At 67.9% G+C, this 23794-nt stretch carries 23 protein-coding genes; 11 read left to right on the plus strand and 12 right to left on the minus strand.

The annotated features are described in order from the left end of the window. Positions 1 to 11: 11 nt before the first annotated feature. Together creC and creB are read right to left on the minus strand one after the other, a co-directional pair. Entirely contained in the window at positions 12 to 1439 is a 1428-nt protein-coding gene (gene creC, locus AC3A3Q_RS03110; RefSeq protein WP_487584824.1) for a two-component system sensor histidine kinase CreC, read from the minus strand. Continuing rightward, positions 1436 to 2149 carry a two-component system response regulator CreB gene (creB, locus tag AC3A3Q_RS03115; protein ID WP_487584825.1) on the minus strand — a complete coding sequence of 238 codons (714 nt, stop codon included), beginning with the start codon at positions 2147 to 2149 and terminating at the stop codon, positions 1436 to 1438. Before creB ends, creC begins: the two co-directional genes overlap by 4 nt. Positions 2150 to 2271: 122 nt before the next feature. On the opposite strand from creB, the gene AC3A3Q_RS03120 reads away from it, so the two are divergent. Next, a complete protein-coding gene (locus AC3A3Q_RS03120; protein WP_487584826.1) occupies positions 2272 to 3132 on the plus strand; it encodes a 23S rRNA (adenine(2030)-N(6))-methyltransferase RlmJ in 861 nt (286 codons plus the stop codon). A 101-nt stretch (positions 3133 to 3233) separates the two neighbouring features. Here the strand turns inward: AC3A3Q_RS03120 and AC3A3Q_RS03125 are convergent, their stop codons facing one another. Both AC3A3Q_RS03125 and AC3A3Q_RS03130 read right to left on the minus strand, forming a co-directional pair. Further along, entirely contained in the window at positions 3234 to 4145 is a 912-nt protein-coding gene (locus tag AC3A3Q_RS03125; RefSeq protein ID WP_487584827.1) for a cation diffusion facilitator family transporter, read from the minus strand. A 114-nt stretch (positions 4146 to 4259) separates the two neighbouring features. Beyond that, positions 4260 to 4610 carry an MmcQ/YjbR family DNA-binding protein gene (locus AC3A3Q_RS03130; RefSeq protein ID WP_487584828.1) on the minus strand — a complete coding sequence of 117 codons (351 nt, stop codon included), beginning with the start codon at positions 4608 to 4610 and terminating at the stop codon, positions 4260 to 4262. Between the two features lie 114 nt (positions 4611 to 4724). Here AC3A3Q_RS03130 and AC3A3Q_RS03135 point away from each other — a divergent pair, with 114 nt between their 5' ends. Together AC3A3Q_RS03135 and AC3A3Q_RS03140 are read left to right on the plus strand one after the other, a co-directional pair. Next, the gene (locus tag AC3A3Q_RS03135; RefSeq protein WP_200604539.1) at positions 4725 to 5276 is read left to right on the plus strand and encodes a GNAT family N-acetyltransferase; all 552 of its coding nucleotides are present in this window, start codon (positions 4725 to 4727) and stop codon (positions 5274 to 5276) included. 105 nt (positions 5277 to 5381) lie between these two features. Continuing rightward, positions 5382 to 6431 (plus strand): class I SAM-dependent methyltransferase, encoded by a 1050-nt coding sequence (locus AC3A3Q_RS03140; RefSeq protein WP_487584829.1) that lies wholly within the window; start codon positions 5382 to 5384, stop codon positions 6429 to 6431. An 87-nt stretch (positions 6432 to 6518) separates the two neighbouring features. Here AC3A3Q_RS03140 and AC3A3Q_RS03145 read toward each other — a convergent pair whose 3' ends face one another. Next, entirely contained in the window at positions 6519 to 6944 is a 426-nt protein-coding gene (locus AC3A3Q_RS03145) for an organic hydroperoxide resistance protein (RefSeq protein ID WP_487584830.1), read from the minus strand. A gap of 106 nt (positions 6945 to 7050) precedes the next feature. Continuing rightward, positions 7051 to 7515 carry a MarR family winged helix-turn-helix transcriptional regulator gene (locus tag AC3A3Q_RS03150; RefSeq protein WP_487584831.1) on the minus strand — a complete coding sequence of 155 codons (465 nt, stop codon included), beginning with the start codon at positions 7513 to 7515 and terminating at the stop codon, positions 7051 to 7053. Between the two features lie 196 nt (positions 7516 to 7711). Here AC3A3Q_RS03150 and mfd point away from each other — a divergent pair, with 196 nt between their 5' ends. Then, on the plus strand, positions 7712 to 11176 hold the full coding sequence (mfd, locus tag AC3A3Q_RS03155) for a transcription-repair coupling factor (RefSeq protein ID WP_487584832.1): 3465 nt from the start codon (positions 7712 to 7714) through the stop codon (positions 11174 to 11176). A 72-nt stretch (positions 11177 to 11248) separates the two neighbouring features. Continuing rightward, entirely contained in the window at positions 11249 to 11749 is a 501-nt protein-coding gene (locus AC3A3Q_RS03160) for a histidine phosphatase family protein (protein WP_487584833.1), read from the plus strand. A gap of 41 nt (positions 11750 to 11790) precedes the next feature. Here the strand turns inward: AC3A3Q_RS03160 and AC3A3Q_RS03165 are convergent, their stop codons facing one another. Further along, positions 11791 to 13365 carry a phospholipase D family protein gene (locus tag AC3A3Q_RS03165; protein ID WP_487584834.1) on the minus strand — a complete coding sequence of 525 codons (1575 nt, stop codon included), beginning with the start codon at positions 13363 to 13365 and terminating at the stop codon, positions 11791 to 11793. Positions 13366 to 13460: 95 nt separating this feature from the next. Between AC3A3Q_RS03165 and AC3A3Q_RS03170 the strand changes: the two genes are divergently transcribed. The 4 genes from AC3A3Q_RS03170 to aqpZ all read left to right on the plus strand — a co-directional run bounded on the left by AC3A3Q_RS03170 (position 13461) and on the right by aqpZ (position 16540). Then, positions 13461 to 13871 carry a hypothetical protein gene (locus AC3A3Q_RS03170; RefSeq protein WP_487584835.1) on the plus strand — a complete coding sequence of 137 codons (411 nt, stop codon included), beginning with the start codon at positions 13461 to 13463 and terminating at the stop codon, positions 13869 to 13871. 97 nt (positions 13872 to 13968) lie between these two features. Next, positions 13969 to 14829 (plus strand): pirin family protein, encoded by an 861-nt coding sequence (locus tag AC3A3Q_RS03175; protein ID WP_487584836.1) that lies wholly within the window; start codon positions 13969 to 13971, stop codon positions 14827 to 14829. A gap of 230 nt (positions 14830 to 15059) precedes the next feature. Further along, positions 15060 to 15515 (plus strand): hypothetical protein, encoded by a 456-nt coding sequence (locus AC3A3Q_RS03180; protein ID WP_487584837.1) that lies wholly within the window; start codon positions 15060 to 15062, stop codon positions 15513 to 15515. 305 nt (positions 15516 to 15820) lie between these two features. Further along, positions 15821 to 16540, plus strand: a complete 720-nt coding sequence (gene aqpZ / locus AC3A3Q_RS03185; protein WP_487584838.1) for an aquaporin Z — start codon at positions 15821 to 15823, stop codon at positions 16538 to 16540. 594 nt (positions 16541 to 17134) lie between these two features. Here the strand turns inward: aqpZ and AC3A3Q_RS03190 are convergent. From AC3A3Q_RS03190 to AC3A3Q_RS03210, 5 genes are all read right to left on the minus strand, one after another. Further along, a complete protein-coding gene (locus AC3A3Q_RS03190) occupies positions 17135 to 17998 on the minus strand; it encodes a pirin family protein (RefSeq protein ID WP_487584839.1) in 864 nt (287 codons plus the stop codon). Between the two features lie 111 nt (positions 17999 to 18109). Beyond that, complete coding sequence (locus AC3A3Q_RS03195; protein ID WP_487584840.1) at positions 18110 to 18703, minus strand: class I SAM-dependent methyltransferase; 594 nt, start codon at positions 18701 to 18703, stop codon at positions 18110 to 18112. Positions 18704 to 18712: 9 nt separating this feature from the next. Next, positions 18713 to 20953: a bifunctional 23S rRNA (guanine(2069)-N(7))-methyltransferase RlmK/23S rRNA (guanine(2445)-N(2))-methyltransferase RlmL gene (gene rlmKL, locus AC3A3Q_RS03200; RefSeq protein WP_487584841.1), complete on the minus strand. Its 2241-nt coding sequence runs from the start codon at positions 20951 to 20953 to the stop codon at positions 18713 to 18715. 3 nt (positions 20954 to 20956) lie between these two features. Next, entirely contained in the window at positions 20957 to 21490 is a 534-nt protein-coding gene (locus AC3A3Q_RS03205) for a hypothetical protein (protein ID WP_487584842.1), read from the minus strand. Between the two features lie 11 nt (positions 21491 to 21501). Then, the gene (locus AC3A3Q_RS03210) at positions 21502 to 22002 is read right to left on the minus strand and encodes an MOSC domain-containing protein (RefSeq protein WP_487584843.1); all 501 of its coding nucleotides are present in this window, start codon (positions 22000 to 22002) and stop codon (positions 21502 to 21504) included. A 118-nt stretch (positions 22003 to 22120) separates the two neighbouring features. On the opposite strand from AC3A3Q_RS03210, the gene AC3A3Q_RS03215 reads away from it, so the two are divergent. Further along, positions 22121 to 22693: an N-acetylmuramoyl-L-alanine amidase gene (locus AC3A3Q_RS03215; protein ID WP_487584844.1), complete on the plus strand. Its 573-nt coding sequence runs from the start codon at positions 22121 to 22123 to the stop codon at positions 22691 to 22693. Positions 22694 to 22879: 186 nt separating this feature from the next. After that, the gene (tesB, locus tag AC3A3Q_RS03220) at positions 22880 to 23791 is read left to right on the plus strand and encodes an acyl-CoA thioesterase II (protein ID WP_200604522.1); all 912 of its coding nucleotides are present in this window, start codon (positions 22880 to 22882) and stop codon (positions 23789 to 23791) included. The last annotated feature ends 3 nt before the right edge of the window (positions 23792 to 23794 follow it).

The following is a 23794-nucleotide window of genomic DNA, read 5'->3' on the forward strand; positions in this document are numbered from 1 at the left end:
AGTCCCCGCTCTCAGCCAGGCAGCGACAGGCGGGCGACGGCACCGCCGCCTTCACGGTTCCGCAGACTCGCCTCGCCGCCGTGCAGGGTGGCCACTTCGGCGACGAAGCACAGGCCCAGGCCGCTGCTGCGACTGCCGTTGCCAGGGCGCGGCAGCGAGTAGAAGCGTTCGAACACTCGGTCGCGGGCGTAGTCCGGAATGCCGGCGCCGCGGTCGCGGACCTCGAGGACCTGGTGCTCGCCTTCGCGCTGCAGGCCCAGCTCGATGCGGCTGCCGGCCGGGGCGAAATCGGCCGCGTTCTCGATCAGGTTGATCAGCGCCTGGCGCAGCAGGAACGGATCGCCGTCGATGGTCGGCAGGTCGGCTGGAAGATCGACGTCCATTGCGACCTGCGAACGTGCAAGCCGGGTCGTGCATTGCGCGATCGCCTCTTCGGCCAGTACCGCCAGCGCCACCGGCTCGGGTTGCTCCAGGCGCTGGCGATGCTCGACCGCGGCCAGTGCCAGCATCTTGTCGATCATCTGCGCCAGCCGGTCGCTCTGGCTGCGGATGGCGGCCGCGAAGCGGATCCGGTCGGTTTCCTCGAGCGGGCCTTCGAGCAGTTCGGCGCTGCCGCGGATCGCCGCCAGCGGGCTCTTCATCTCGTGCGTCAGGGTGTGCACGTACTGCTCGACGTACTGCTTGCCTTCCAGGCGCACGCGCATCGTCTCCAGCGCCTGGCCGAGATCGCCGAACTCACCCGCGGCATGCGGCAAGGTGACGCGCTCGCCGGCGGTGACGCCGTTGGCGTACTTCCGCAACTCGCTCAGCTGGCGCGACAACCACCACGCTGCGACCAGGCCCACCAGCAGCGACACGCCCAGCAGCACGGCGCCCCAGCGCATCACCACGCCCTGGCTGCGTTCGATGAACGGTGCGATCGCGCTGTTGGGCTTGGCCACCGTCAGCACGCCGACGACCTTGCCCTGGCCATCGCGGATCGGCGCGGCCACGTGCATCACCGTCGAATCCGGATCGGCGTATGCGCTGCGGCTTGAACGCGCGCCGTACTTGCCTCGCAGCGTCAGGTAGACGTCGTTCCAGCGTGAGTAGTCGGCACCGACGTCGCGACCGCTGCTGTCGAACACGACGATGCCACGGGCGTCGGTGACATAGATGCGGTATTGCGAGGATCGCTTGCCGAAGCCCCAGATCCTGGCGCCGTAGTCGCGTCGCGCCATCGCCCTTACCCGGCGGGCAAACGTGCCGTCGTCGATGCGGCCGGCGATGAAGTCGTCGCTGGCGAGCTCGGCGAGCACGTTGGCGGTGTCGACCAGGGTGTCTTCCATCGCCTGGCGTACACCGGGCTTGACCTCGGCGACGAACACCTGCGCCAACAGCAAACCCGCCAGCGCGACGATCAGGAAATAGCCGAGGAAGATGCGCAGGCCGATCTTCATTCGCGCGGTGCCTGACGAGGATCTGCTTCGCGCGGATCTGCGTCGCTCCTGTCCACCTCGAGCGAGTAGCCCAGGCCCCGGTGCGTGCGGATCGGATCGATGTCGGGCGCGACGTCGCGCAGTTTCGCCCGCAGCGTCTTGATGTGCGTGTCGACGGTGCGATCGCCGCTGTCGAGGGCGTTGCCCCAGACCCGATCCATCAACTGCGCCCGCGACAACACGGCGCCGGGGCGCTGCAGCAACGCGGCCAGCAGCCCGTACTCATAACGCGTGAGGTCGAGCAGCTGGCGGCGGAAGGTGATGCGCTTGCCCTCGACATCGTGGACGAAACCGGCGGCGGCAGGCGCCTCGTGGTGCAGGCGGCGCAGGACCACGCGCACGCGCGCCACCAGCTCGCGCGGCGAGAAGGGCTTGGTCACGTAGTCGTCGCCACCTATTTCCAGGCCGAGGATGCGTTCGGCCTCGGCGTTGTGCGCGGTCAGGAAGATCACCGGCAGGTCGCGCCCGCGGCGCAGCTCGCGGCACAGCGCGAAGCCGCCGATGTCGGGCAGGCCCACGTCCAGCACCGCCAGGTCGAAGGCCTGGCCGCGCGCCAGCGCCAGCGCGTCGCGCCCGGTGAGGCAATGCGACGCCTCGAAACCGTCCGCGCGCAGGGCGTGCAGGACGATGTCGGCGATGGCGGGTTCGTCTTCTACCAGCAGGATGTGCATGGGTGGCAATCGGGGTCCGAAAGTGCAGCCGGAGCGTGTCCGGGCAAGCGTAGCAGCCCGCCAACCAAGCCCGGAACGAGCGGTGCGTGTAGATTGTGCGGGTCCCCGCTCCCCCATCCCCCATGAATTACCGTCACGCGTTCCACGCCGGCAACCATGCCGACGTGCTCAAGCACATCGCGCTGCTGGCGATCTGCGACGCCCTGGTCGCCAAGCCGGCGCCGGTGTTCGCACTCGACACCCATGCCGGCCGTGGCCTGTACGCGCTCGACAGCAATTCGGCGCAGCGCACCGGCGAGGCCGAAGGTGGCATCGGCCGGTTGATCGCCGAGGCGCCCAAGCACCCTGCCATTGCGCGCTACCTGGCCGCGATCCGCGCCTGCCGCCACGAACATGGGCAGGCCAGCTATCCGGGCTCGCCCTGGCTGCTGGCGCATGCCTTGCGCGAACAGGACCGGATTGCCGCCTGTGAACTGCTGCCGGAGGAAGCCGGCCAGCTCAAGTCCGTGTTCGAGCGCGATCCGCGCGTTGCCGTGCATGCCCGCGACGGCTATGCCGCGATGAAGGCACTGTTGCCGGCGCGCATCGGCGAAACCCGCTACAACCGCGGCCTGGTCCTGATCGACCCGCCCTACGAAGCGCAGCTCGAGGAATTCGACACCGCCATCGGGGCGCTGCGCGAAGGCATCAGCCGCTGGCCGCAGGGGACGTTCGCCCTGTGGTATCCGATCAAGCTGCGCCGTGCACTGCAGCCGTTCTACCGGCGCGCCGCGGCGATCCCGGCCAAGTCGTCGTTCGTGGCCGAACTGCTGGTCCGCGCCGACGACTCGCCGCTGCGCATGAACGGCAGCGGCCTGCTGATCCTCAACCCGCCCTGGCAACTGGACCAGTCGCTGGCGGGTGTGCTGCCGCTGCTGTCCAAGGAGCTCGGCGAAGGGCCGGGCGCGGCCAGCCGGCTGGAGTGGCTGGTGCGGGCGGCGTAGGGCGGCGACGTCAGAATGGGTCCCGGCGGTTGCCGGGACGACGGTGACGAGGCTGGAAGCGTGACAGCCTGGGTCCCGGCGTTCGCCGGGACGACGGGACGTCAATCCATTTTTATGTCGGGCTCGAAGAAGCTCCAGCGCACTTCCGGGAAGCTCTGCTTGAGCGCCCGCTCGACCGTGTTGATCTGCTCGGTCAGGGCCGCGACGCTGTGCTCCTCGCGCATGTGCGCCTGCACCGAGACCAGCACCTCGTTGCCCAGCTGCAGCGTGATCAGGCTGATCACCTGCTGGATCTCCGGACGCGCATCGAGGAACTCGCGCATCTGCTGCTGACGCGCCGGGTCCACACTCTGCCCGATCAGCATCGCCTTGACCTCGATCGCGACGAACACCGCGACCACGATCAACAGCGCGCCAATCGTGATTGTGCCGATCGCATCCCACAACGGGTTGCCGGTGACCGCTGCCAGCAGCACCGCGACCAGTGCGAACACCAGGCCGAACAGCGCCGCCAGGTCCTCGCCGAAGATCACCACCAGTTCGGCCTGGCGACTCTCGCGGAACCACTGCCACAGGTTGCGGCCACCACGCGCCTTGTTGACCTCGACCAGGCACGCGCGCATCGACACCGCCTCGGCGATGATGCCGAAGGTGAGCACGCCCGCTGCCCAGTACCAGTGCTTGATCGGCTCGGGGTGCTGGAGTTTGTGGATGCCCTCGTACAGAGAGAACATGCCGCCGACGGTGAACAGCATCACCGCCACCAGGAACGACCAGAAATAGATCGCCTTGCCATAGCCGAGCGGGTATTCCGGCGAAGGCGGCTTGCGCGCCTGGCGCATGCCGAGCAACAGCAGCAGCTGGTTGCCGCAGTCGGCCAGCGAATGCACCGTCTCGGCCAGCATCGCGCTGGATCCGGTGAAGAACGCAGCCACGCCCTTGGCGACCGCGATCGCGAAATTGGCACCCAGCGCGAACAGGATCGCGCGGGTCGAATCACCACCACCTGCCATGTGCCTTCCTTAGTGTCTGGGTCGCCGGAGTGCGGAACTTTGGTGCGAAACCTGAACCGCGCGAGTCTAGCATCGGCACATGGCCGGCCAGCGCGGGCCGTGATCGCCCACCGGTCAGTCGGCGAGTTCGCGCTGGGTCTTCTTCGGCAGTTTCTCGCGGACCAGCTCATAGCTGCGGCGGACCAGGTCGCGCAGCTCCCTGGCGGGAACCCGCTTGGGCTGCTCCATGTAGACCCAGTGCGCCCGGGCAAGGTACGGGGCGGGGATGAAGCCCGGCCGCTCGGTCAGTTCCAGGAACCTCTCATCCTCGACCTTGAAGCTCATGCTGCCGGCCTTGGGCCCGCGCAGGCAGATCACGCAGAACATCTTGCCGGCGACCGAGAAGACCAGGTCGTCCTCCCATTTCACCGACTCCTCGACCCCCGGCCACGGTGCCAGCCAGGTCCGCAACGTCTCTTCGTTCATGTGTTCCTTCCCTGCCCCCGCCCCGCCGGCCGGCCGATGAACGGCCCCCGCCCGGAGGGCGTCTTGTGAAGATTGTGAATACGCCTCTGCGGGGAAGTGTGCCAATATCCGCCCATGGCCGCGCGCGAACGACTCCCGCCTTGGCACGAAAGAATGCGCCTTCCCAACGGGCGCGAAGTGCTGATACGCCCGATTCGGCCCGAAGACGCCGAACCGATCCGTGCGAGCTTCTCCCTGCTAGAGCCCGAAGAGGTCCGCCAGCGCTTTCTGTATGCGCTCAAGGAGCTGACCACGGACATGGCAGACCGGATGACGCGCATCAACCCCAAGACTGAATTCGCACTGGTCGCGGCCGAGCCGTTGCCGCCGGGCGAAGCCCTGGTCGGCGCAGTGGCGCGCATCGCCATCGACGAGAACGGCAAGGATGCGGAGTTCGCGATCCTGGTCAGCCATTACGTGGCTGGCATGGGCCTGGGCCGGTACCTGATGACGCGCCTGGTGAAGTGGGCCCGCGGCAAGAAGCTCGACCGTGTGTACGGGGATGTGTTCGAGCACAACCAGGCGATGCTTTCGCTGGCCGAGTCACTGGGCTTCCAGCGCGAGTTCCAGCAGGACGCACCCGGCCTGATCCGGGTCGCACTGGACCTGAAGGCACGCAAAGCCTGACCTGTCCGCAAGGACGGCGTGGTCGCGTTCAAATCTTTGCTCGGGGGGCCTAGCGGCAAGGTGCTGCCGCGCGTCCATGGAAGGACCCTACCTTCCGGACCTGCCATGACCGTCAACGAAGAACGCCTCAACCAGTTCCTGGGCCACGCCGTGGGTGACCTCGGCGCAGCGATGAGCGCCACGCTGATGCTGGTCGGCGACCAGCTCGGCCTGTACCGCGCCCTGGCGAAGCGACCCATGACCTCGGTGCAACTGGCATCGGAAACCGACACAAACGAGCGCTACGTGCGCGAATGGCTCGGCAACCAGGCCGCAGGTGGGTATGTCGAGTACGACGCCGCCGCCGACACCTATTCGTTGAGCCCGGAGCAGGCGCTGTGCCTGGCCGATCCGGGCGGACCGGTCGACCTGCCCGGTGCGTACTCGCTGGTCGAAGCGACGTTCCATGCGCTGGAGCGCACCAAGGACAATTTCCGCACTGGCAAGGGCATGGAATGGGGCGAGCACCATCCGTGCCTGTTCCACGGCACCGAACGTTTCTTCCGCGCCGGTTACAACGCCAACCTGATCACCAGCTGGCTGCCGGCGCTCGACGGCGTGCTCGAGAAACTCAAGGCCGGCGGCAAGGCCGCGGACGTCGGTTGCGGGCACGGCGCGAGCACGACGCTGATGGCGCAGGCATTTCCGAAATCGAGTTTCATCGGCTACGACTACCACGCCGGCTCGATAGAAGTGGCCAGTGAACGCGCCCGCCAGGCGCGTGTCGACAATGCCTACTTCGAAGTGGCTGACGCCACCAGCTACAGCGGCAATCATTTCGACCTGATCGCGTTCTTCGATTGCCTGCACGACATGGCCGACCCGGTCGGCGCGGCGCGTCATGCACTGCACGCGCTCAAGCCCGACGGCACCTGCCTGCTGGTCGAGCCCTTCGCCGGCGACAGCGTCGAGGAGAACCTCAACCCGGTCGGTCGGGTCTACTACGGTGCGTCTTCGCAGATCTGCGTGCCGGTATCGCTGGCGCGCAACGGACCGGCGCTGGGCGCGCAGGCCGGAGAGGCGCGCTTGCGCGCCGTGCTGGAGGAAGCCGGGTTCAAGCGCTTCCGCCGGGCCACGCAGACACCGTTCAACCTGGTGCTGGAAGCACGCCCCTGACAACCTGTAGGAGCGAGCTTGCTCGCGACCAGACCGTGAAGTCACTTGAACGTCTGGTCGCGAGCAAGCTCGCTCCTACGGAAGGGGTCAGACGATCGTCAGGGTGACGTCGATGTTGCCGCGGGTCGCGTTCGAGTACGGGCAGACCTGGTGGGCCTTTTCAACCAGCGCTTCTGCCTGCTCGCGCGACAGGCCCGGCAGCGAGATCTTCAGCTCGGCCTGGATGCCGAACGCCTGGCCGACCGGGCCGATGCCGACGCTGCCTTCGATGCTGGCGTCTGCCGGGAAGGCGATCTTCTCGCGCGAGGCGACGACCTTCAGTGCGCCGATGAAGCAGGCCGAGTAACCGGCAGCGAACAGCTGCTCCGGGTTGGTGCCTTCGCCGCCAGCGCCACCGAGTTCGCGCGGCGTGGTGAGCTTGACGTCGAGCACGTTGTCGGAAGAGACGGCGCGACCATCGCGGCCACCGGTGACGTTGGCGTGGGCGGTGTAGAGGACTTTGTCGAGGGACATGGGATGACTCCTTTGGGGGGCTTGCGGGATGTGCCGTTGCCGGCGGTGGGTTGTAACTAGCGCGATAGTTGATCGTGCACTATGTATATGTCGGATCCATGGGCGCTCATGCGTTCTTCGCCAGGCTCCCGCGCAGGGACTCGAGCTGGTGCTTGAGCGACACCATTTCGTCGATCGAGCACTCCGCCGCGCAGACCAGGTCGGCCGGGACAGTCCGGGCCTTGGCCTTGAGCGCGCGCCCTTCCGCGGTCAACGCGATGATGACCTGGCGCTCGTCGTCGAGCGCGCGGGTACGGGTGATCAGACCGGCGCCCTGCATCCGCTTGAGCAGCGGCGTCAGCGTGGCCGAATCCAGGAACAGGCGTTCACCTATTTCGCTGACGGTGATCCCGTCGCGCTCCCACAACACCAGCATCGCCAGGTACTGCGGGTAGGTCAGTCCGAGCGGGCCGAGCAGCTTGCGGTAGACCTTGTTCAGCGCCAGCCCGGTCGAGTACAGGGCAAAGCACAGCTGCTCGTCGAGCGTCTGCGGCGCCTTGGTCCTGGATGGTCTGGTGGCTGCGGTCTTCATGCTTCGCACTTTATATAGCGCGCTATCTACTTGCAAGCGATTATTGTCGCCTTTCCTGGAACACTGCGGTGCAGGCCGGGCCTCCCGGGTCCTCCCCGCCCCACTCACGTAAAATGCAGCCTCTTTGCGCTGGCGGCGATGGCTGCCGGCGCTGCACTCGTTTTCCCGATCGCGAGAACCGGAAGAGATCCCCCTGATGCCGAAGTCCGATTTCCCCACTCCGCCCTTGCCCAAGGCCGGACAGCAGCGCGCCTGGTGGCGCGCGCCGGCATCGCCTTCCGCGCTGGCCTTCCACATTGCCTCGGCAGCGCGCGCGCACGCAGGCCCCGTGCTGGCGGTGGCTCGCGACAACCAGACCGCGCACCAGCTCGAGTCCGACCTGCAGACGCTGCTGGCCGGACAGACCGAAGTGCCGGTGCTGGCATTCCCTGACTGGGAGACCCTGCCCTACGACATCTTCAGCCCGCACCCGGACATCGTCAGCCAGCGCTTGTCGGCGCTGCATCGCCTGCCGACGCTCAAGCGCGGGATCGTAGTGGTACCCGTGCAGACCCTGCTGCAGCGGCTGGCACCGCTCAAGCACATCGTCGGCGGCAGCTTCGACGTGAAGCTGGGCCAGCGCCTGGACCTGGACGCGGAGAAGCGCCGGCTCGAATCGGCGGGTTATCGCCACGTGCCGCAGGTGCTGGATCCGGGCGACTTCGCGGTGCGCGGTGGCCTGCTCGATGTCTATCCGATGGGTGCCGAGCAGCCGTTCCGCGTCGAACTGCTCGATGACGAGATCGACACGATCCGCGCATTCGATCCTGAGTCTCAGCGTTCGCTCGACAAGATCGACGCGGTGCACCTGCTGCCGGGCCGCGAAGTCCCGCTCGATGACGCCTCGCTCAAGCGCGCGCTTGACGCCCTGCGCGACCGCTTCGATCTCGACACCCGACGCAGCGCGCTCTACCAGGATCTCAAGGCCGGCCTCACGCCGCCGGGCATCGAGTACTACCTGCCGCTGTTCTTCGACAAGACCGCGACGCTGTTCGATTACCTCGGCGACGACATGCTGCCGGTGATCGGCGACGGCGCCTTCGAGGCCGCCGAGCAGTTCTGGACCAACACCGGCGAGCGCTACGAGCAGCGTCGCCACGACCTGGAACGCCCGCTGCTGCCGCCGGACTCGCTGTACCTGGCGCCGAATGCGCTGCGCGAGCGCCTCAACGAAGGCAACCGCGTCGAAGTCTGCGGCGAAGGCCATCCGCAGCGCGATCGCGCGCAGGCACTGGGTGACCAGCCGGCGCCGGCATTACCGATCGCCGCACGTGACCATGCGCCCGCCGATGCGCTCAAATCCTTCCTCGGCAGCTATCCCGGGCGCGTGCTGATCGCGGCCGATTCGGCCGGCCGGCGCGAGGCGCTGCTGGAACTGTTGCAGGCCGCGGACCTCAGGCCCGATGTCGTGACGGGCTGGCCGGCATTCGCTGCCCCGGCGCAGAGCCGGTTCGCGATCGCGGTCGCGCCGTTCGATGACGGCTTCGCTATCAGTGACCCGGCGATCGCGGTGCTGACCGAGCGCCAGCTGTTCCCCGAACGCGCCAGCCAGCCGCGACGTCGTCGCCGCGTCGGCCGCGAACCCGAAGCGATCATCCGCGACCTGGGCGAACTCAGCGAAGGCGCGCCGATCGTCCACGAGGACCACGGCGTCGGCCGCTACCGCGGATTGATCACGCTCGAAGCCGGCGGCCTGCCGGGCGAGTACCTGGAGATCGAATACGCCAAGGGCGACCGGTTGTACGTGCCGGTTGCGCAACTGCACCTGATCAACCGCTACTCGGGTGCCTCCGACGAAACCGCGCCCTTGCATTCGCTCGGTGGCGAGCAGTGGACCAAGGCCAAGCGCAAGGCCGCCGAAAAGGTCCGCGACGTCGCCGCCGAACTGCTCGAGATCCAGGCCAAGCGCCAGGCCCGCGCCGGCCTCGCGATCGACATCGACCGCAGCATGTACGAGCCGTTCGCGGCCGCGTTCCCGTTCGAGGAAACCCCCGACCAGCATTCGGCGATCGAAGCGGTGATCCGCGACCTGGGCTCGAGCCAGCCGATGGACCGCGTGATCTGCGGCGACGTCGGCTTCGGCAAGACCGAGGTCGCGGTGCGTGCCGCCTTCGTCGCCGCTGCCGCCGGCAAGCAGGTCGCGGTGCTGGTGCCGACCACGCTGCTGGCCGAACAGCATTACCGCACCATGCGCGACCGCTTCGCCGACTGGCCGCTCAAGGTCGAAGTGCTGTCGCGCTTCAAGACCGCCAAGGAGATCAAGGCCGAGCTGGAGAAGGTGGCCGAGGGCAAGATTGACGTGGTCGTCGGCACCCACCGCCTGCTGCAGCCGGACGTGCGCTTCAAGGACCTCGGCGCCGTCATCGTCGACGAGGAGCAGCGTTTCGGCGTGCGCCAGAAGGAAGCGCTGAAGGCACTGCGCGCCAACGTCCACCTGCTGACGATGACCGCCACACCCATTCCGCGCACGCTCAACATGGCCATGGCCGGCCTGCGCGACCTGTCGATCATCGCCACCCCGCCCGCGCATCGCCTGGCGGTGCAGACGTTCGTGGTGCCGTGGGATGACGCGCAGTTGCGCGAGGCATTCCAGCGCGAGCTGTCGCGTGGCGGCCAGGTGTACTTCCTGCACAACGACGTCGAGAGCATCGGCCGCATGCAGCGCCAGCTGGAGGAACTGGTGCCGGAGGCGCGCATCGGCGTCGCCCACGGCCAGATGCCCGAGCGCGAACTGGAACGGGTGATGCTCGACTTCCACAAGCAGCGCTTCAACGTGCTGCTGTCGACGACGATCATCGAATCGGGCATCGACATCCCCAACGCCAACACCATCATCATGAACCGCGCCGACAAGTTCGGCCTGGCGCAGCTGCACCAGCTGCGCGGGCGCGTCGGCCGTTCGCACCACCGTGCCTACGCTTACCTCGTAGTGCCCGACAAGAAGTCCATCACCGCCGATGCGCGCAAGCGCCTGGATGCGATCGCGGCGATGGACGAGCTCGGTGCCGGCTTCACCCTGGCCACGCACGACCTCGAGATCCGCGGTGCCGGCGAACTGCTGGGCGAAGAACAGAGCGGGCAGATGGCCGAGGTCGGTTTCAGCCTCTACACCGAGCTGCTCGAACGCGCGGTGCGTTCGATCAAGCGCGGCGAGCTGCCCGATGTAGACGGCAGCCACGCCCGCGGCGCCGACGTCGAACTGCACGTGCCGGCACTGATCCCGGACGACTACCTGCCCGACGTACACACCCGCCTGACCTTGTACAAGCGCATCAGCGGCGCACGCGACGCCGACGAGCTGCGCGAACTGCAGGTGGAGATGATCGACCGCTTCGGCCTGCTGCCCGACGCGGCCAAGCATCTGTTCGCCATTGCCGAGCTCAAGCAGCGTGCGACCACGCTGGGCATCCGCAAGCTCGACCTGGGCGAGAAGGGCGGTCGCGTGCAGTTCGTCGAGAAGCCCAACGTCGACCCGATGGCGATCATCAAGCTCATCCAGGGCCAGCCAAAGCTTTACCGGATGGAGGGGCCGGACAAGCTGCGCATGACCCTGGAACTGCCCGATGCGCAGTCGCGGCTGCTGGCGGCGCGCGGAATCGTGACGGCATTGCAGCCGGCCTGACACGCCGCAGACGCAGACAGGGTTGCGCGGAAGACGCTATCGTTGCGCCGCAACCCTGCCGCGGAATGCTCGATGAAGCTCACCCTGCCCTTCCTGCTTGCCCTCGCCCTCCTCGCCGGTTGCGTGACCCGACCGCCGCCGGCGACCACCTTCATCCTGGTGCGGCATGCCGAGAAGGTGCCCGATGGCTCGAAGGACCCGGAGCTGACACCGGCCGGACTGGCCCGCGCCGACGCGCTGGCGGTGCGGCTGGCCGACGCACCGCTCGATGCCGTCTATTCCACAGGCTTCCGCCGGACGCAGCAGACCGCGGCACCGACTGCGCGCGGACATCACCTCACGGTGATCACGTATGACGCCAAGGAATCCGCAGCCGACTTCTCGGCCCGGCTCAAGCGCGAACACAGCGGGCAAAGCGTGCTCGTGGTCGGCCACAGCAACACCATTCCCGGCATCGCATCGGCGCTGTGCAGCTGCGCGGTGGCGGAGATGAGCGAGACCGAGTACGACCGGCTGACGAAGGTGAGCATCACCGCCGATGGCAAGGCGACGCTCGAGGAAGAGAAGCAGTAGGGCGACGTCCATGGATCCCCGCCTTCGCGGGGATGACGGTGCTACAGCTGCGATTCCACCGGCAGCCAGCCGATCACGCGCGCAATCGCGCGCCTGCCGACGCCTGTAGCCGGTTCATGCGTCCACTCGCGTGGAGGCTGCGCCGAGCCGTCGCGCCAGCGCAGTTCGCCGTCGTCGAGCCACAGCTTGTAGCTGTTGGAGGCACTGGTCTTGGCCGCGAAGGTCCGCTGCAGATCTCCGCTGAGCTGGCGGTCGCTGAAGAGGATGCCCATCTCGGTATTGAGGTTGATCGAGCGCGGGTCGAGATTGAACGAGCCGACGAAACCGACGTTGCCATCGGCCACGAATGCCTTGGTGTGCAGGCTGGCATCGCTGGAACCGAAACCACTGCCACCACTGCCACTGCCCCGCCCACCGCCGCCGCCACGTGCCATCAGCTCGAACAGGTCGACGCCGCCTTCGAGCAGCGGCAATCGATACGGCGCATAACCGCCATGGACCGCGGCGACATCGGTGGCGGCCAGTGAATTGGTCAGGACTCCGACGTGGACGCCGCGCTTGCGCATGCCCACCAGTGCGGCCACGCCCTGGTCGCCGGGCACGAAGTACGGGGAAATGATGAACAACTCACGGCGCGCGGCCATCGCCGCCGGCACCAGCACGTCGGCCAGCCAGCCCTTGCGTGGCGCGCCCTCGGCCTTTGCCGGCGGATCGGAGTAAACGTGTGCGTCGCGGGTCCAGCGCGGCAGTTTCTCGCCTCGCAGCACTGCCGCGATCGTCGGCGACTGGCGCAGCTTGGCCAGGTAGGGATGGGCGTTGCGCGACTTGTATTCGAGGTCGACGATCCGCCGCAGCCTTTGCAGTGACACCTCGTCGCTGTCGACCAGGGCCGACAGCGGAATGGCCGACGGGCTGTTCCAGAAGGCGTCGAAGATGGCGGCGGTTTCCTGCACCGGCGGTCCGACCACGGCCAGGTCGGCATCCATGAAGTTGGATTGCGACGAGGCGCCGAAGTACTCGTCGCCGATGTTGCGGCCACCGACCACCGCGATCCGGCCGTCGACGATCCACGCCTTGTTGTGCATGCGACGGTTGAGGCTGAAGCCGCGCAGGAGCATCTCCACGCCGCGCATGAAACTCGAGGCGCGTCCGCGCGACGGGTTGAACATCCGCACTTCGACCTTCTCGTGCTGATCCAGTGCGGCCAGCACCGAGTCCTTCTTGTGCGAGTTGAGATCGTCCAGCAGCAGGCGCACGCGGACGCCGCGGTCGGCCGCCCTCAGGACTTCGTGGACGATCAGGTTTCCGGTCAGGTCCGGTTTCCAGATGTAGTACTGGAGGTCGAGGCTGCGGCCGGCGGCGCGTGCGCTGACTGCGCGCACGGCAAATGCGTCGAGGTTGTCGTTGATCAGCGACAGCCCGGCCTCGCCCGGGTGCGCCTGCGTCATCGGCGCGATCGCCCGGTCGATCGGTGTCTCGACCCGCTCGGCCGCGATGGCCTGCGACGGTGCGCCGCGCGCGTAATGGGCAAACCGGCCGTAGCTGAAGACCGATACCGCCGAGGCAATGAGCAGCACGGCGACGGTGATACCCACCCAGCGGAGCTTCCTGGTCATGATGTTCCCGGTAGTGACTCGGATGGGAAGGCGCGGGCCGATTCTAGCCATGGCGCCTGCACGACCACTTCACATCGGCGCTTACAATCGAGGCCATGAGCAGACTGACAAGATCGCTTGCCCGCACCGCGCTTGCCTGCACCGCGATGATCCTCCTGGCCGCCTGCGCCAGCCCGGTGCGCGACGCCATCCAGGTATCGGGCAACCAGGAGTTCACGCTGCGACCGGGCGAGCGGGCGGCCCTGCCCGGACAGTCATCACTGCGTTACATCGAAGTGGCGAACGACTCGCGCTGCCCGCCAACGGTGCAGTGCGTGTGGGCCGGCGACGCGGAGGTGAAGCTGGTGTTCGAACAGGCCGGCAAGGCTGCCGACGTCGTGCTGCACGGCGCGAACCCCGCGCCGCAACCGATGGGGCCCTGGTCGCTCACGCTGGTCGGGCTGGAGCGCGGCACCGCGCCGGCTGCCACGCTGCGGCTGGGCAACAACGAAGGCGGCGGAGGCTAGCGTTCGCTGGCCGTAACGGCCTGTTTCATCAAACGCTACGCAGCCGCCAGCGATGGCATGCCAAGCTGCGTCGCATCAGTCACGACGAGGACCCGACATGACCACGATCGTCTCACCGCGCGTACACGACCTCGGCGGATTCCAGGTGCGGCGCGCCGTGCCCAGCATCCAGGCCCGATCGGTCGGCCCGTTCGTGTTCGTCGACCACATGGGCCCGGCGGTGTTCGAACCGGGACGCGGCATCGACGTGCGCCCGCATCCGCACATCGGCCTGGCGACGGTGACCTTCCTGTGGTCGGGAACGATCACGCACCGCGACACGCTCGGCAGCTACCAGGACATCAATCCTGGCGACGTGAACTGGATGACGGCCGGACGCGGCATCGCCCACTCCGAGCGCACGCCGGCGACCTTGCGCGAGCACGAGCATCCGCTGCACGGCATGCAGACCTGGGTGGCACTGCCGCGCTCGGACGAGGAAGCCAACCCGGGCTTCTTCCACCACCCGGCGGCCACGCTGCCGCAGCAGCGCCGCAATGGCAGCTGGCTGCGCGTCGTCGCCGGTCGCGGTTATGGCGAGGAGTCGCCGGTGAAGGTCTACAACGGAACCCTGTACGTCGCCATCGACCTGGATGCCGATGCCGAGCTGGCGCTCGATGACGGCCATGCCGAGCGGGCCCTGTACGTGCTGGAGGGCGACGCCCAGCTCGACGGCGCCGACATCCCGGAGATGCACCTGGTCGTGCTCGACCCCGGCACCCGGCCCAAGCTGCGGGCGCGGACCCCGCTCAAGGCCATGCTGCTGGGCGGAGAGCCCCTGGATGGCCACCGCCACCTGTGGTGGAACTTCGTCTCCAGCTCGAAGGAGCGGATCGAGCAGGCCAAGCTGGACTGGCAGGAGGGGCGGTTCGGCAAGGTCCCGGGCGACGACGAGTACATCCCCCTGCCGGAGCGCTGAGGCCTCCTGGGAGCCCTCGCCGCCCCATTCGGCTCCCTCCGGGCCGGACCGCCCCCCGGTCCGGCCGGATCCATAAGCCAGGCCACCCGCCTATTAAGCAACGTTATTTGTCAAGTGCCGTTTTCTGGACTATGTTCGGTCCAGATCGGGCAACTTGATCACGATTTGGTCAAACCGGTCTGGCTTTAGGGGTTAGGGGCTGTTAGGCAATTGACCACAGGGGGTTAGTCGTGAAGACGACGGCATGGCGTATGTCGGCCTTGCCCGTGCTCGCCGGGCTCATGTTCGCGGCGAACGCACAGGCACAGGACCAGGGGACGTGTCCGCAGCTGCCCGCAAGCTCGGGGCTGGTCTGGGAATACAAGGGAAGCGGTGGTTCCGACTTCTGTCGCGCACTGCGTGAGGACGGCTCGGAAGCGTTCGGACTGTATATCTCGTCGAAGTCGCCGTTCTCGCCCAAGCGCGGCAATCGCGCCGAAGCCGGAATGATCGATGGGCAGAGCATGTACTGGTACAAGGGCGAGGTCGCGATCAAGCCCGACATGCAGGTACGTGAAACGCTGATCGAGCTGCCGGACGGTCGCACCGCGCACATCTGGCTGCAGGCCAGCGATGGACAGCTTGGCAATTCGATCATGCTGGCGCAGTCGATCCGGTTCCCGGCAACACGTCTGAGCAGCAAGTAAGCAATTGCGAATGCCGCGGCATTGCCGCGGCTCGCGGGCGCGCACGTGCACCGCCGCAAGTACCAACAGGCGAGTCCGCCTGCTGGCGAGCTGGCGTGCCTGCCAGCACATGGATTCCGATCATCTGGCGCCGGCATGGCTGCATGCCGCATCGGCCAACATCACTCCGGCTCTACAGCATCCTCCTAAGATGGGCCGGCCCCGCCCCAACGGCTGGGTGCAGACTGCATCAGCACCGCCCGGGCGGAAGGTTGGCAGTACGACCCGGGCTTCCGTCACTTCGCAAGGAAGGAACTGGAGGCAGCATGATCAAGCGTCTCGGGGCAGAGTTCATCGGCACGTTCTGGCTGGTACTGGGCGGTTGCGGCAGCGCGGTGCTGGCGGCCAATTTCGGCGGCGATGGCAATCCACTGGGCATCGGCTTCGTCGGTGTGTCGCTCGCGTTCGGCCTGACGGTGCTGACCGGTGCCTACGCGCTCGGCCACATCTCCGGCGGTCACTTCAATCCGGCGGTGAGCTTCGGCCTGTGGGCCGGCGGTCGCTTCCCGGCGCGCGATCTTCTTCCCTACATCATTGCGCAGGTGCTCGGCGGCCTGTTCGCCGGTTTCATCCTCTGGCACATCGCCAGCGGCACGGCCACGTTCGCGGTCGATCCCAATGCGGCCGGTGCGTTCGCCAGCAACGGTTACGGTTCGCATTCGCCCGGCGGTTATTCGATCGCCGCGGCGTTCCTGTGCGAGATCGTGATGACGGCTATGTTCCTGGTGGTGATCCTCGGCGCGACGCACCCGCGTGCGCCTGCGGGCTTCGGGCCGCTGGCGATCGGCCTGGCCTTGACCCTGATCCATCTGATCAGCATCCCGGTCACCAACACGTCGGTGAACCCGGCGCGTTCGACGGGTGTGGCGGTGTTCGCCGGTGCAGCAGCGATCTCGCAGTTGTGGCTGTTCTGGGTTGCTCCGATCGCTGGCGGACTTCTCGGCGGCGTGATCTATCGCTGGCTGGGGGATGATGATCTGCGTTGAGCATCTGCGTAAGGAAAGGGCCGCATTGCGGCCCTTTTTTTTGCGCGGTTTGTCAGTGGAGGGAGGAGGCGGGGTGTATTCCGCGAACCTCCGCTTCGCTCCGTTTATTGTTCGCGAAATACACCCCACCCCCTCCTTCCGGAAGCTTCTACTGTTTTATTGACTTGGACTGTTGGCCAGAGCGCATTGCGCGCGTGGCGTAACTGAAAGGGTCGGACTCGAGCTGCGCCGGCCCGGGGCGGTGTCCGTGCCCTCGCTCGGTTGCGAGTTTGGTCACGGACGCCCGCGGGAGGATGAGGTGGTTTGCAAATGCGAGAAGCAACGTCCTTGGGTTCCCGCCTTCGCGGGAATGACGGGCCAAGGGCAACGTCGCTGGGTCCCCGCCTTCGCGGGGATGACGGGTTGCTATCGAAGACCGGGCAATGAAATGCCGGAGCGTCGTTCGACGGGCCGGGGATTGATCCGCAGCGGGACATGGATGTCCCGCGCCCCGCATCAGACAGGATGTCTGACTAAGGGGCGGAGCAATCCCCGGCCCGGCGGACGACGCCGCTCCGCAGACGCAAGCCCGAATCGCCAACGAGCGGCAGTCTGCTAGAACCTGCCTTCCTGGAAGTCCACGAAGGCCTGCATGATCTGCTCCTTCGTGTTCATCACGAACGGACCGTAGCGCGCCACCGGCTCACGCAGCGGACGCCCGGCCACCAGGATCACGCGCACGCCCTTGAGGCCTGCCCTGAGCTTGAACACGCGACCGCCGTTGAGCACCGCCAACTGCTGCGTCGACAACGGCCGCGCATCGTCGCCATCGCCGATCGTGCCCTCGCCTTCGAAGGCATAGGCGAACGCGTTGTGGCCGTCGGGCAACTCGTACTGCCAGGACGTTCCGGCAGCCAGCTCGATGTCGAGGTAAACCGGATCGGTCGCAGGCTGCTGGATGGGACCTGCGACATCGCCGATGCGACCGGCGATCAGCTTCACGTTGACGCCCGGCGCCGGCTGCAACTGCGGGATGCGATCGGGAGCGAATTCCTGGTACTGCGGATCCGCCATCTTCCCGCTCGCCGGCAGGTTCACCCACAGCTGGAAACCGCGCATGCGGCCTTCGTGCTGCTCGGGCATTTCCGAATGCACCAGACCACGACCGGCGGTCATCCACTGCACGCTGCCAGGCACCAGCACACCCTCGTTGCCGTGGTTGTCCTTGTGGCGCATGCGTCCGTCGAGCATGTAGGTGACGGTTTCGAAACCGCGATGCGGATGATCGGGGAAACCGGCCAGGTAATCCTCGGGCTTGTCGGTGCCGAACTCGTCGAGCATCAGGAACGGATCGAGCATGTCCAGCTGCGGCGTGCCGATGACGCGGGTCAGGCGCACGCCGGCGCCGTCGGAGGCCGGCATGCCGCGGATGACGCGACCGATGCGGGCGAAGTCCTGGCTGGTGTCGGGGTGGCTCATGGCGTGCTCCGGATTACTGGTTGACTGCCCGTCAATGTCGGGTGCGCGCCGCGGAGCCGCCAGCATCGCCGATGGAACGATCCATTACAGCGCGCGGACGGCGGCCCGGGCTCAGGCGCGCCGGCTGATCACGTAGACCGTTGCCGGCGGCACGTTGAGCAGGACGAACTCGCCGCGCTCGACTTCCAGCCCAAGCTCCTCGGCCACCTCCGCGGCAACCGGCGACTGCGGACCGTAGGTGAACTGGAGGAAGCGGCCGCCCTCGCGCAGGCAGTCGAACGAGGCCTGCAGGATCTCGAGCTGGGTGTTGCGCGGCATGCCCAGGAATCCCAGGCCCGACACGATCGCGTCGGCCGGTCCGTCGGCCAGATAACCGTCGCTTGTGGCGAGGTGGACGAGGTCGCGGGCGTCGCCGAGCACGATGCGCACCTGCGGGAATCGCGTGCGCAGGTGCGCGTGCAGTTCCTCGTTGAGCTCCAGCACCATCAGCTCGCGACCGAGGATGCCGCGCGCAAGCAGCGCGCGCGTGATCGCCCCGGTACCGCCGCCCAGCTCGATCACGCGACGCGCACCGTCGGGCAAGGCGGTGACCATCGCCGCGGCCAGGTCGCGGCCCGACGGCGTCACCGCCGCCGTGCGCGCGGGATTGCGCAGCCACTGCCGGAAGAACGTCCACGAACCTTTCGGGAGCGTCAGCCGGCGCATGGGCTTGCCTCAGGCGAGCCGCCGCAGGCGCCAGCAGCGGTGGATGCGGGCGTCGCGCTCGAAGTCGGGCGGGATCGTCTGCGCGCTGATGTCGACGCATTCGGCGAACTGCTCGATCGCCGCCTGGTCCAGGCGGAACCGACGGAAGTTGTTGGAGAAGTACAGCACGCCTCCGTCGGCCAGGCGCTCCACCGCCGCGCGCAGCAGGCGCACGTGTTCGGCCTGCACGTCGAAGTCGTCTGCGCGCTTGGAGTTGGAGAACGTCGGCGGGTCGCAGAAGATCAGGTCGTACTGCTGCGTGTCGGCTTCCAGCCAGGTCAGCGCGTCGGCCTGGACCAGGCGGTGGCGCGTGCCGCCGACATTGTTCTCGCGCAGGTTGTCTGCGCACCACTCCAGGTAGGTTGCCGACAGATCCACGGTGGTGGTGCTGCGCGCGCGGCCGACCGCCGCATGCACGGTGGCCGCGCCGGTGTAACCGAACAGGTTGAGGAAGCGCGTGTCCTCGGCTTCGGCGCCGATGCGCAGGCGCATCGGCCGGTGGTCGAGGAACAGGCCGGTGTCGAGGTAGTCGAACAGGTTCACGCGCAGGCGCGCATCGCCTTCGCGCACCGTCACCAGTTCGCCACGCGAATCGAACTGCCCGTACTTGCTGCCGCCCTTGCCGCGGGCACGGGTCTTCAGGGCCACGTTCTCGCGCGGCACGGCGAACACCTCGCGCGCCGCCGCCAGCAGTTCGTTCAGGCGCTTGCGCTGTACCGCTTCCGGGATGTCGGCCGGTGCGGCGTATTCCTGCACGTGCAGGAAGGTGCGCGGCGTGGCTTCGTCGGTGACGTAGACGTCGATCGCCGCCGAGTACTCCGGCAGGTCGGCGTCGTAGGCGCGATAGCAGCTGACGTGCTCGCGCTCGCGCCAGGACTTGAGCTTGCGGATGTTCTTGCGCAGGCGGTTGGCGACCATCTGCGCGCCTTCCGACAAGGTCGGCGCCGGCTCGTCAGCCGCGCGTTCGCGCTGCGGCGGTGCCACCGGGTCGCAGACGATCAGGGTGCATTCGATCGCGCCGTTGAACAGCTGGTACTTCTTGCCGGCGCGCAGGCCGGTGGCGCGCGCCAGTTCGGCGTCGCCGCACAGGAGGCTGGCACGCCAGGTCGGCACGGTGCGCTTGAGGGCGTCGCCGAGGCCGCGGTAGAGGGCGGCGTCGGCGGCGAGGCGGGCGTCGTAGGGCGGGTTGCAGACGACCAGGCCTGCACCGTCATCCCCGCGAAGGCGGGGATCCATGGACGTTGCACTTTCATCGGGCGCAGGCAGCAACGCCACCGGGTCCCCGCCTTCGCGGGGATGACGGGTAGCGGGTGCTTCGAGCGAACGGATGTCGCCCACGCGCCAGTCGATCACACCGGCCAGGCCGGCCAGCACCGCGTTGTCCTGCGCGGCACGGATCGCATGCGGATCCAGGTCGCTGCCGAAGAACACCGGGCGCAATGCATTCATGCCGGCGGCTTCGCGCGAACGCGCCGCGTCCACCAGCTGCTGCCACGACGACGCATCGAAGCCAAGCCAGCGCGTGGGCATGCCGTTGCCATGTCGCTGCAGGCCCGGTGCGACGTCGGCGGCCATCAGCGCGCCTTCGATCAGCAACGTGCCACTGCCGCACATCGGGTCGAGCAGCGCGCCGCCGCCCGCGTAAATCTTCGGCCACTGCCCGCGCATCAGCACCGCGGCGGCGAGGTTTTCCTTCAGCGGTGCTTCGCCCTGCTTGCTGCGCCAGCCGCGGCGGTGCATCGGGCCACCGCCGAGGTCGATCGAGACGATCGCGCGGCCCTTGCGCACGACCAGGTTCAAGCGCAGGTCGGGCGCTTCGACGTCGACGTCGGGGCGCGAACCGGTGCGCGCGCGCATCACGTCGACCACGGCGTCCTTGACGCGCTGCGCGGCGTAGCGCGCATGCGTGATCGCATCGCCCGACACGTGCGCATCGACCGCGACCGTATCGCCCTGGGCCAGGTGCTGCGGCCAGTCGATCGCGGCGGCTCCGGCGTACAGCGCGTGTTCGTCGGGGCAGTCGAATTCGGCGATCGGCCACAGCACGCGGCTGGCCAGGCGCGACCACAGCACCGCACGCTGCGCATCGAGCGCACTGCCTTCGACATTGGCACCGGCCATGGCCGCGGTGGCGCGCGTGCAGCCCAGTGCGACCAGTTCGTCGGCGAGCAGGTATTCCAGGCCCTTGCCGCAGCTTGCGAAGAATTTCATGGCTTACAGCACCGACAGCAGGGAAGCGAAGGCATCGGCGCTGGCCTCGACATGGTCGGACAGGCGATGGCCGTCGTTGACCAGCAGCAGGCGCGAACCGCGCTCGCGCGCCCATTCGACGACGGCGCTGGCCGGGATCAGGTCATCGTGCCAGCCGTGGATGATCGAGGTCGGCACGGGAGCGGCTTCAAGGCGCGGCGCCGGGCCCATCTTGATGGGCGGCGCCATCAGGAACAGGCCGGCGGTCGGCACCTGCAGCGACACCAGTCCGGAGATGTAGGCACCCAGGCTCGAGCCGGCCAGCACCAGCGGGCCGCGCGCGGCGGCAGCGCGCGCCAGTTCGAGCAGCCGCTGCAGGCGGCTGTGCACGTCGCCCAGCTCGCTGATGTCGCGGCGTGCATCCAGGTCGGTGAAGTCGGGGCGCTCATGGCTCCAGCCCAGGCGAGCGGCGACGTCCGCCAGTGCGGTCACCTTGGTGGCGTCGGGCCCGCTTTCGAAACCGTGGGAAAGGATGCAATGTCCGCGCGTGCTGCTCATGAAAATCCTGGTCAATCCTGGAGTGCGACGACGGCGTCGCCGAGTTGGATGGTGCCGCCGTCGAGAATGCGCGCGCACAGCCCGCCATGGCCGCGCATCGCGTTGTAGCCACCGGCGCCGAGCGCGGCTTCCATGCGCGAGCACGGATCGCAGTCGTCGGTGCCTTCCAGCACCACGTCGCCAATGCGGAAGCGGCGTCCCTTGAGCGCGACCAGCGGCAGCCCGGAGACGACGAGGTTGCGGCGCAGCGTCGCCGGCGCCACGGCTTCATGGCCGGACAGCGCCGCGATCACCGGCAGGTGCTCGGCCTGGATGAGGGTGATGCCGCGCTTGCCGCTGCCGCCGCTGTAGCGGTCGCCGACCAGGCCTGCGCCGGTCTGGGCGATCACCTGCGTGACCGCGTCCATCGCGACGTCGCGCTGCGGGCGCAGGCCGATCCATTCGACCCGGCCCTGGCGCGGCAGCATGGCCATCAGTTTGCCGAGCTCGGAGTCGGCGGGAGGAAGCTTCATGGCGGGGATCCGTGCAGTCTGGGCAATCTGCGCTGTTCGAACCGGCGCCTGGGAGGCGGGTCGTCGGGGGCCGGCGGCCATCAAGGCCGGGCGGGGGCGAATGGTAGCATCCGGCCCCATGTCGCCCGACCCTACGGCTCCGCCCATCGCCTTCCATCCCCTGCCCTACCAGGACCGGCTGGAGGCGAGGACGCTCGACCAGATCGACCTGGCGGTGATCCATTGCACCGAGCTGCCGGACCTGGCGATGGCGCGCCGCTTCGGCGAGGAAGTGCTCTACGAGGGCTCGCAGACCGGCAACAGCGGCCACTACTACATCGACCGCGATGGCAGCCTGCACCAGTACGTCGCCCTGGATCGGATCGCCCACCACGTGCGCGGCTACAACCCGCGCGCCATCGGCATCGAGCTGGTCAACCGCGGCCGCTACCCGGACTGGCTGGCGGCCGATCATCAGGCAATGGGCGAGCGCTACACGCCCGAGCAGATCGAGGCGCTGGTGTCGCTGCTGCGGCACCTGCAACGCACGCTGCCATCGCTGCGGCATGTCGCCGGGCACGAGGACCTGGATACCACCACGGTCGCCGCCAGCGACGATCCCTCGGTGCAGGTGCAGCGCAAGCTCGACCCGGGGCCGCAGTTCCCGTGGGCGCTGGTGATGGCGGCGGTGGATCTGGAACGGATCCCTTGACCGTCATCCCGGCGAACGCCGGGATCCAGGCTGTCACGCGAACCCGTTCACGGTGCCCCGTCGAGGTTTCGGGCCTGGATCCCGGCGTGCGCCGGGATGACGGTGTTCGGGTGGGATGACGGGTCCGAAAGGGATGCAGAGCCCATCTCGTATACTTCCGACCCGCGTCCCACGAGTTTTCCGCGCATGACCTCACCCGCTTCCGAGCAAGTCGTTCCCGAGCTGGTCGAGCTGCTCTCGCTGGAACGACTGGAAGACAACCTGTTCCGCGGCCAGAGCCGCGACATCGGCACCAAGTACGTCTTCGGTGGCCAGGTCGTCGGCCAGGCCCTGTCGGCGGCGCAGGCGACGATGTCCGAGCCGCGCGGCGCGCACTCGCTGCACGCCTACTTCCTGCGCGCCGGTGATGTGTCGGCGCCGATCGTCTACCAGATCGACCGCACCCGCGACGGTGGCAGTTTCTCCGTGCGCCGGATCACCGCGATCCAGCACGGCGAAGTGATCTTCTTCATGGCCGCCTCGTTCCAGCAGCACGAGGACGCCGTCGAGCACCAGCTGACCATGCCCGAGGTGCCCAAGCCGGAGGACATCGACCCGGCGCCGCCGGTGCCCGAGCACGTGATGGCGACGCTGCCGACCAAGGTCCAGCGCTGGCTGTCGCGACAGGGACCGTTCGAGTTCCGCCACGTCTACCCGCGCGACGAGCTCAACCCGCCCAAGCGACCGCCGTATCAACAGGTCTGGTTCCGCCTGAGCGAGCGCGTCGGCGACGCCCCGGAACTGCACCGCGCCCTGCTCGCCTACGCCTCCGATTTCCACCTGCTCGGCACCGCGACGTTCCCGCACGGCATCAGCTACTACCAGCCGAACGTGCAGATGGCCTCGCTCGACCATGCGATGTGGTTCCACCGACCGTTCCGTGCCGACGAATGGCTGCTGTATTCGATCGACAGCCCGAGCGTGCAGAGCAGCCGTGGCCTCGCCCGCGGGCAGATCTTCGACCGCGACGGCCGCCTGGTCGCCAGCACCGCGCAGGAAGGCCTGATCCGCGTCGTTCGCGATGCGGCCGCGGCCGCGCAGGTTCCGGCGAAGGAATGACCG

It is taken from the genome of Lysobacter sp. Soil_C_59 (assembly GCF_057656415.1).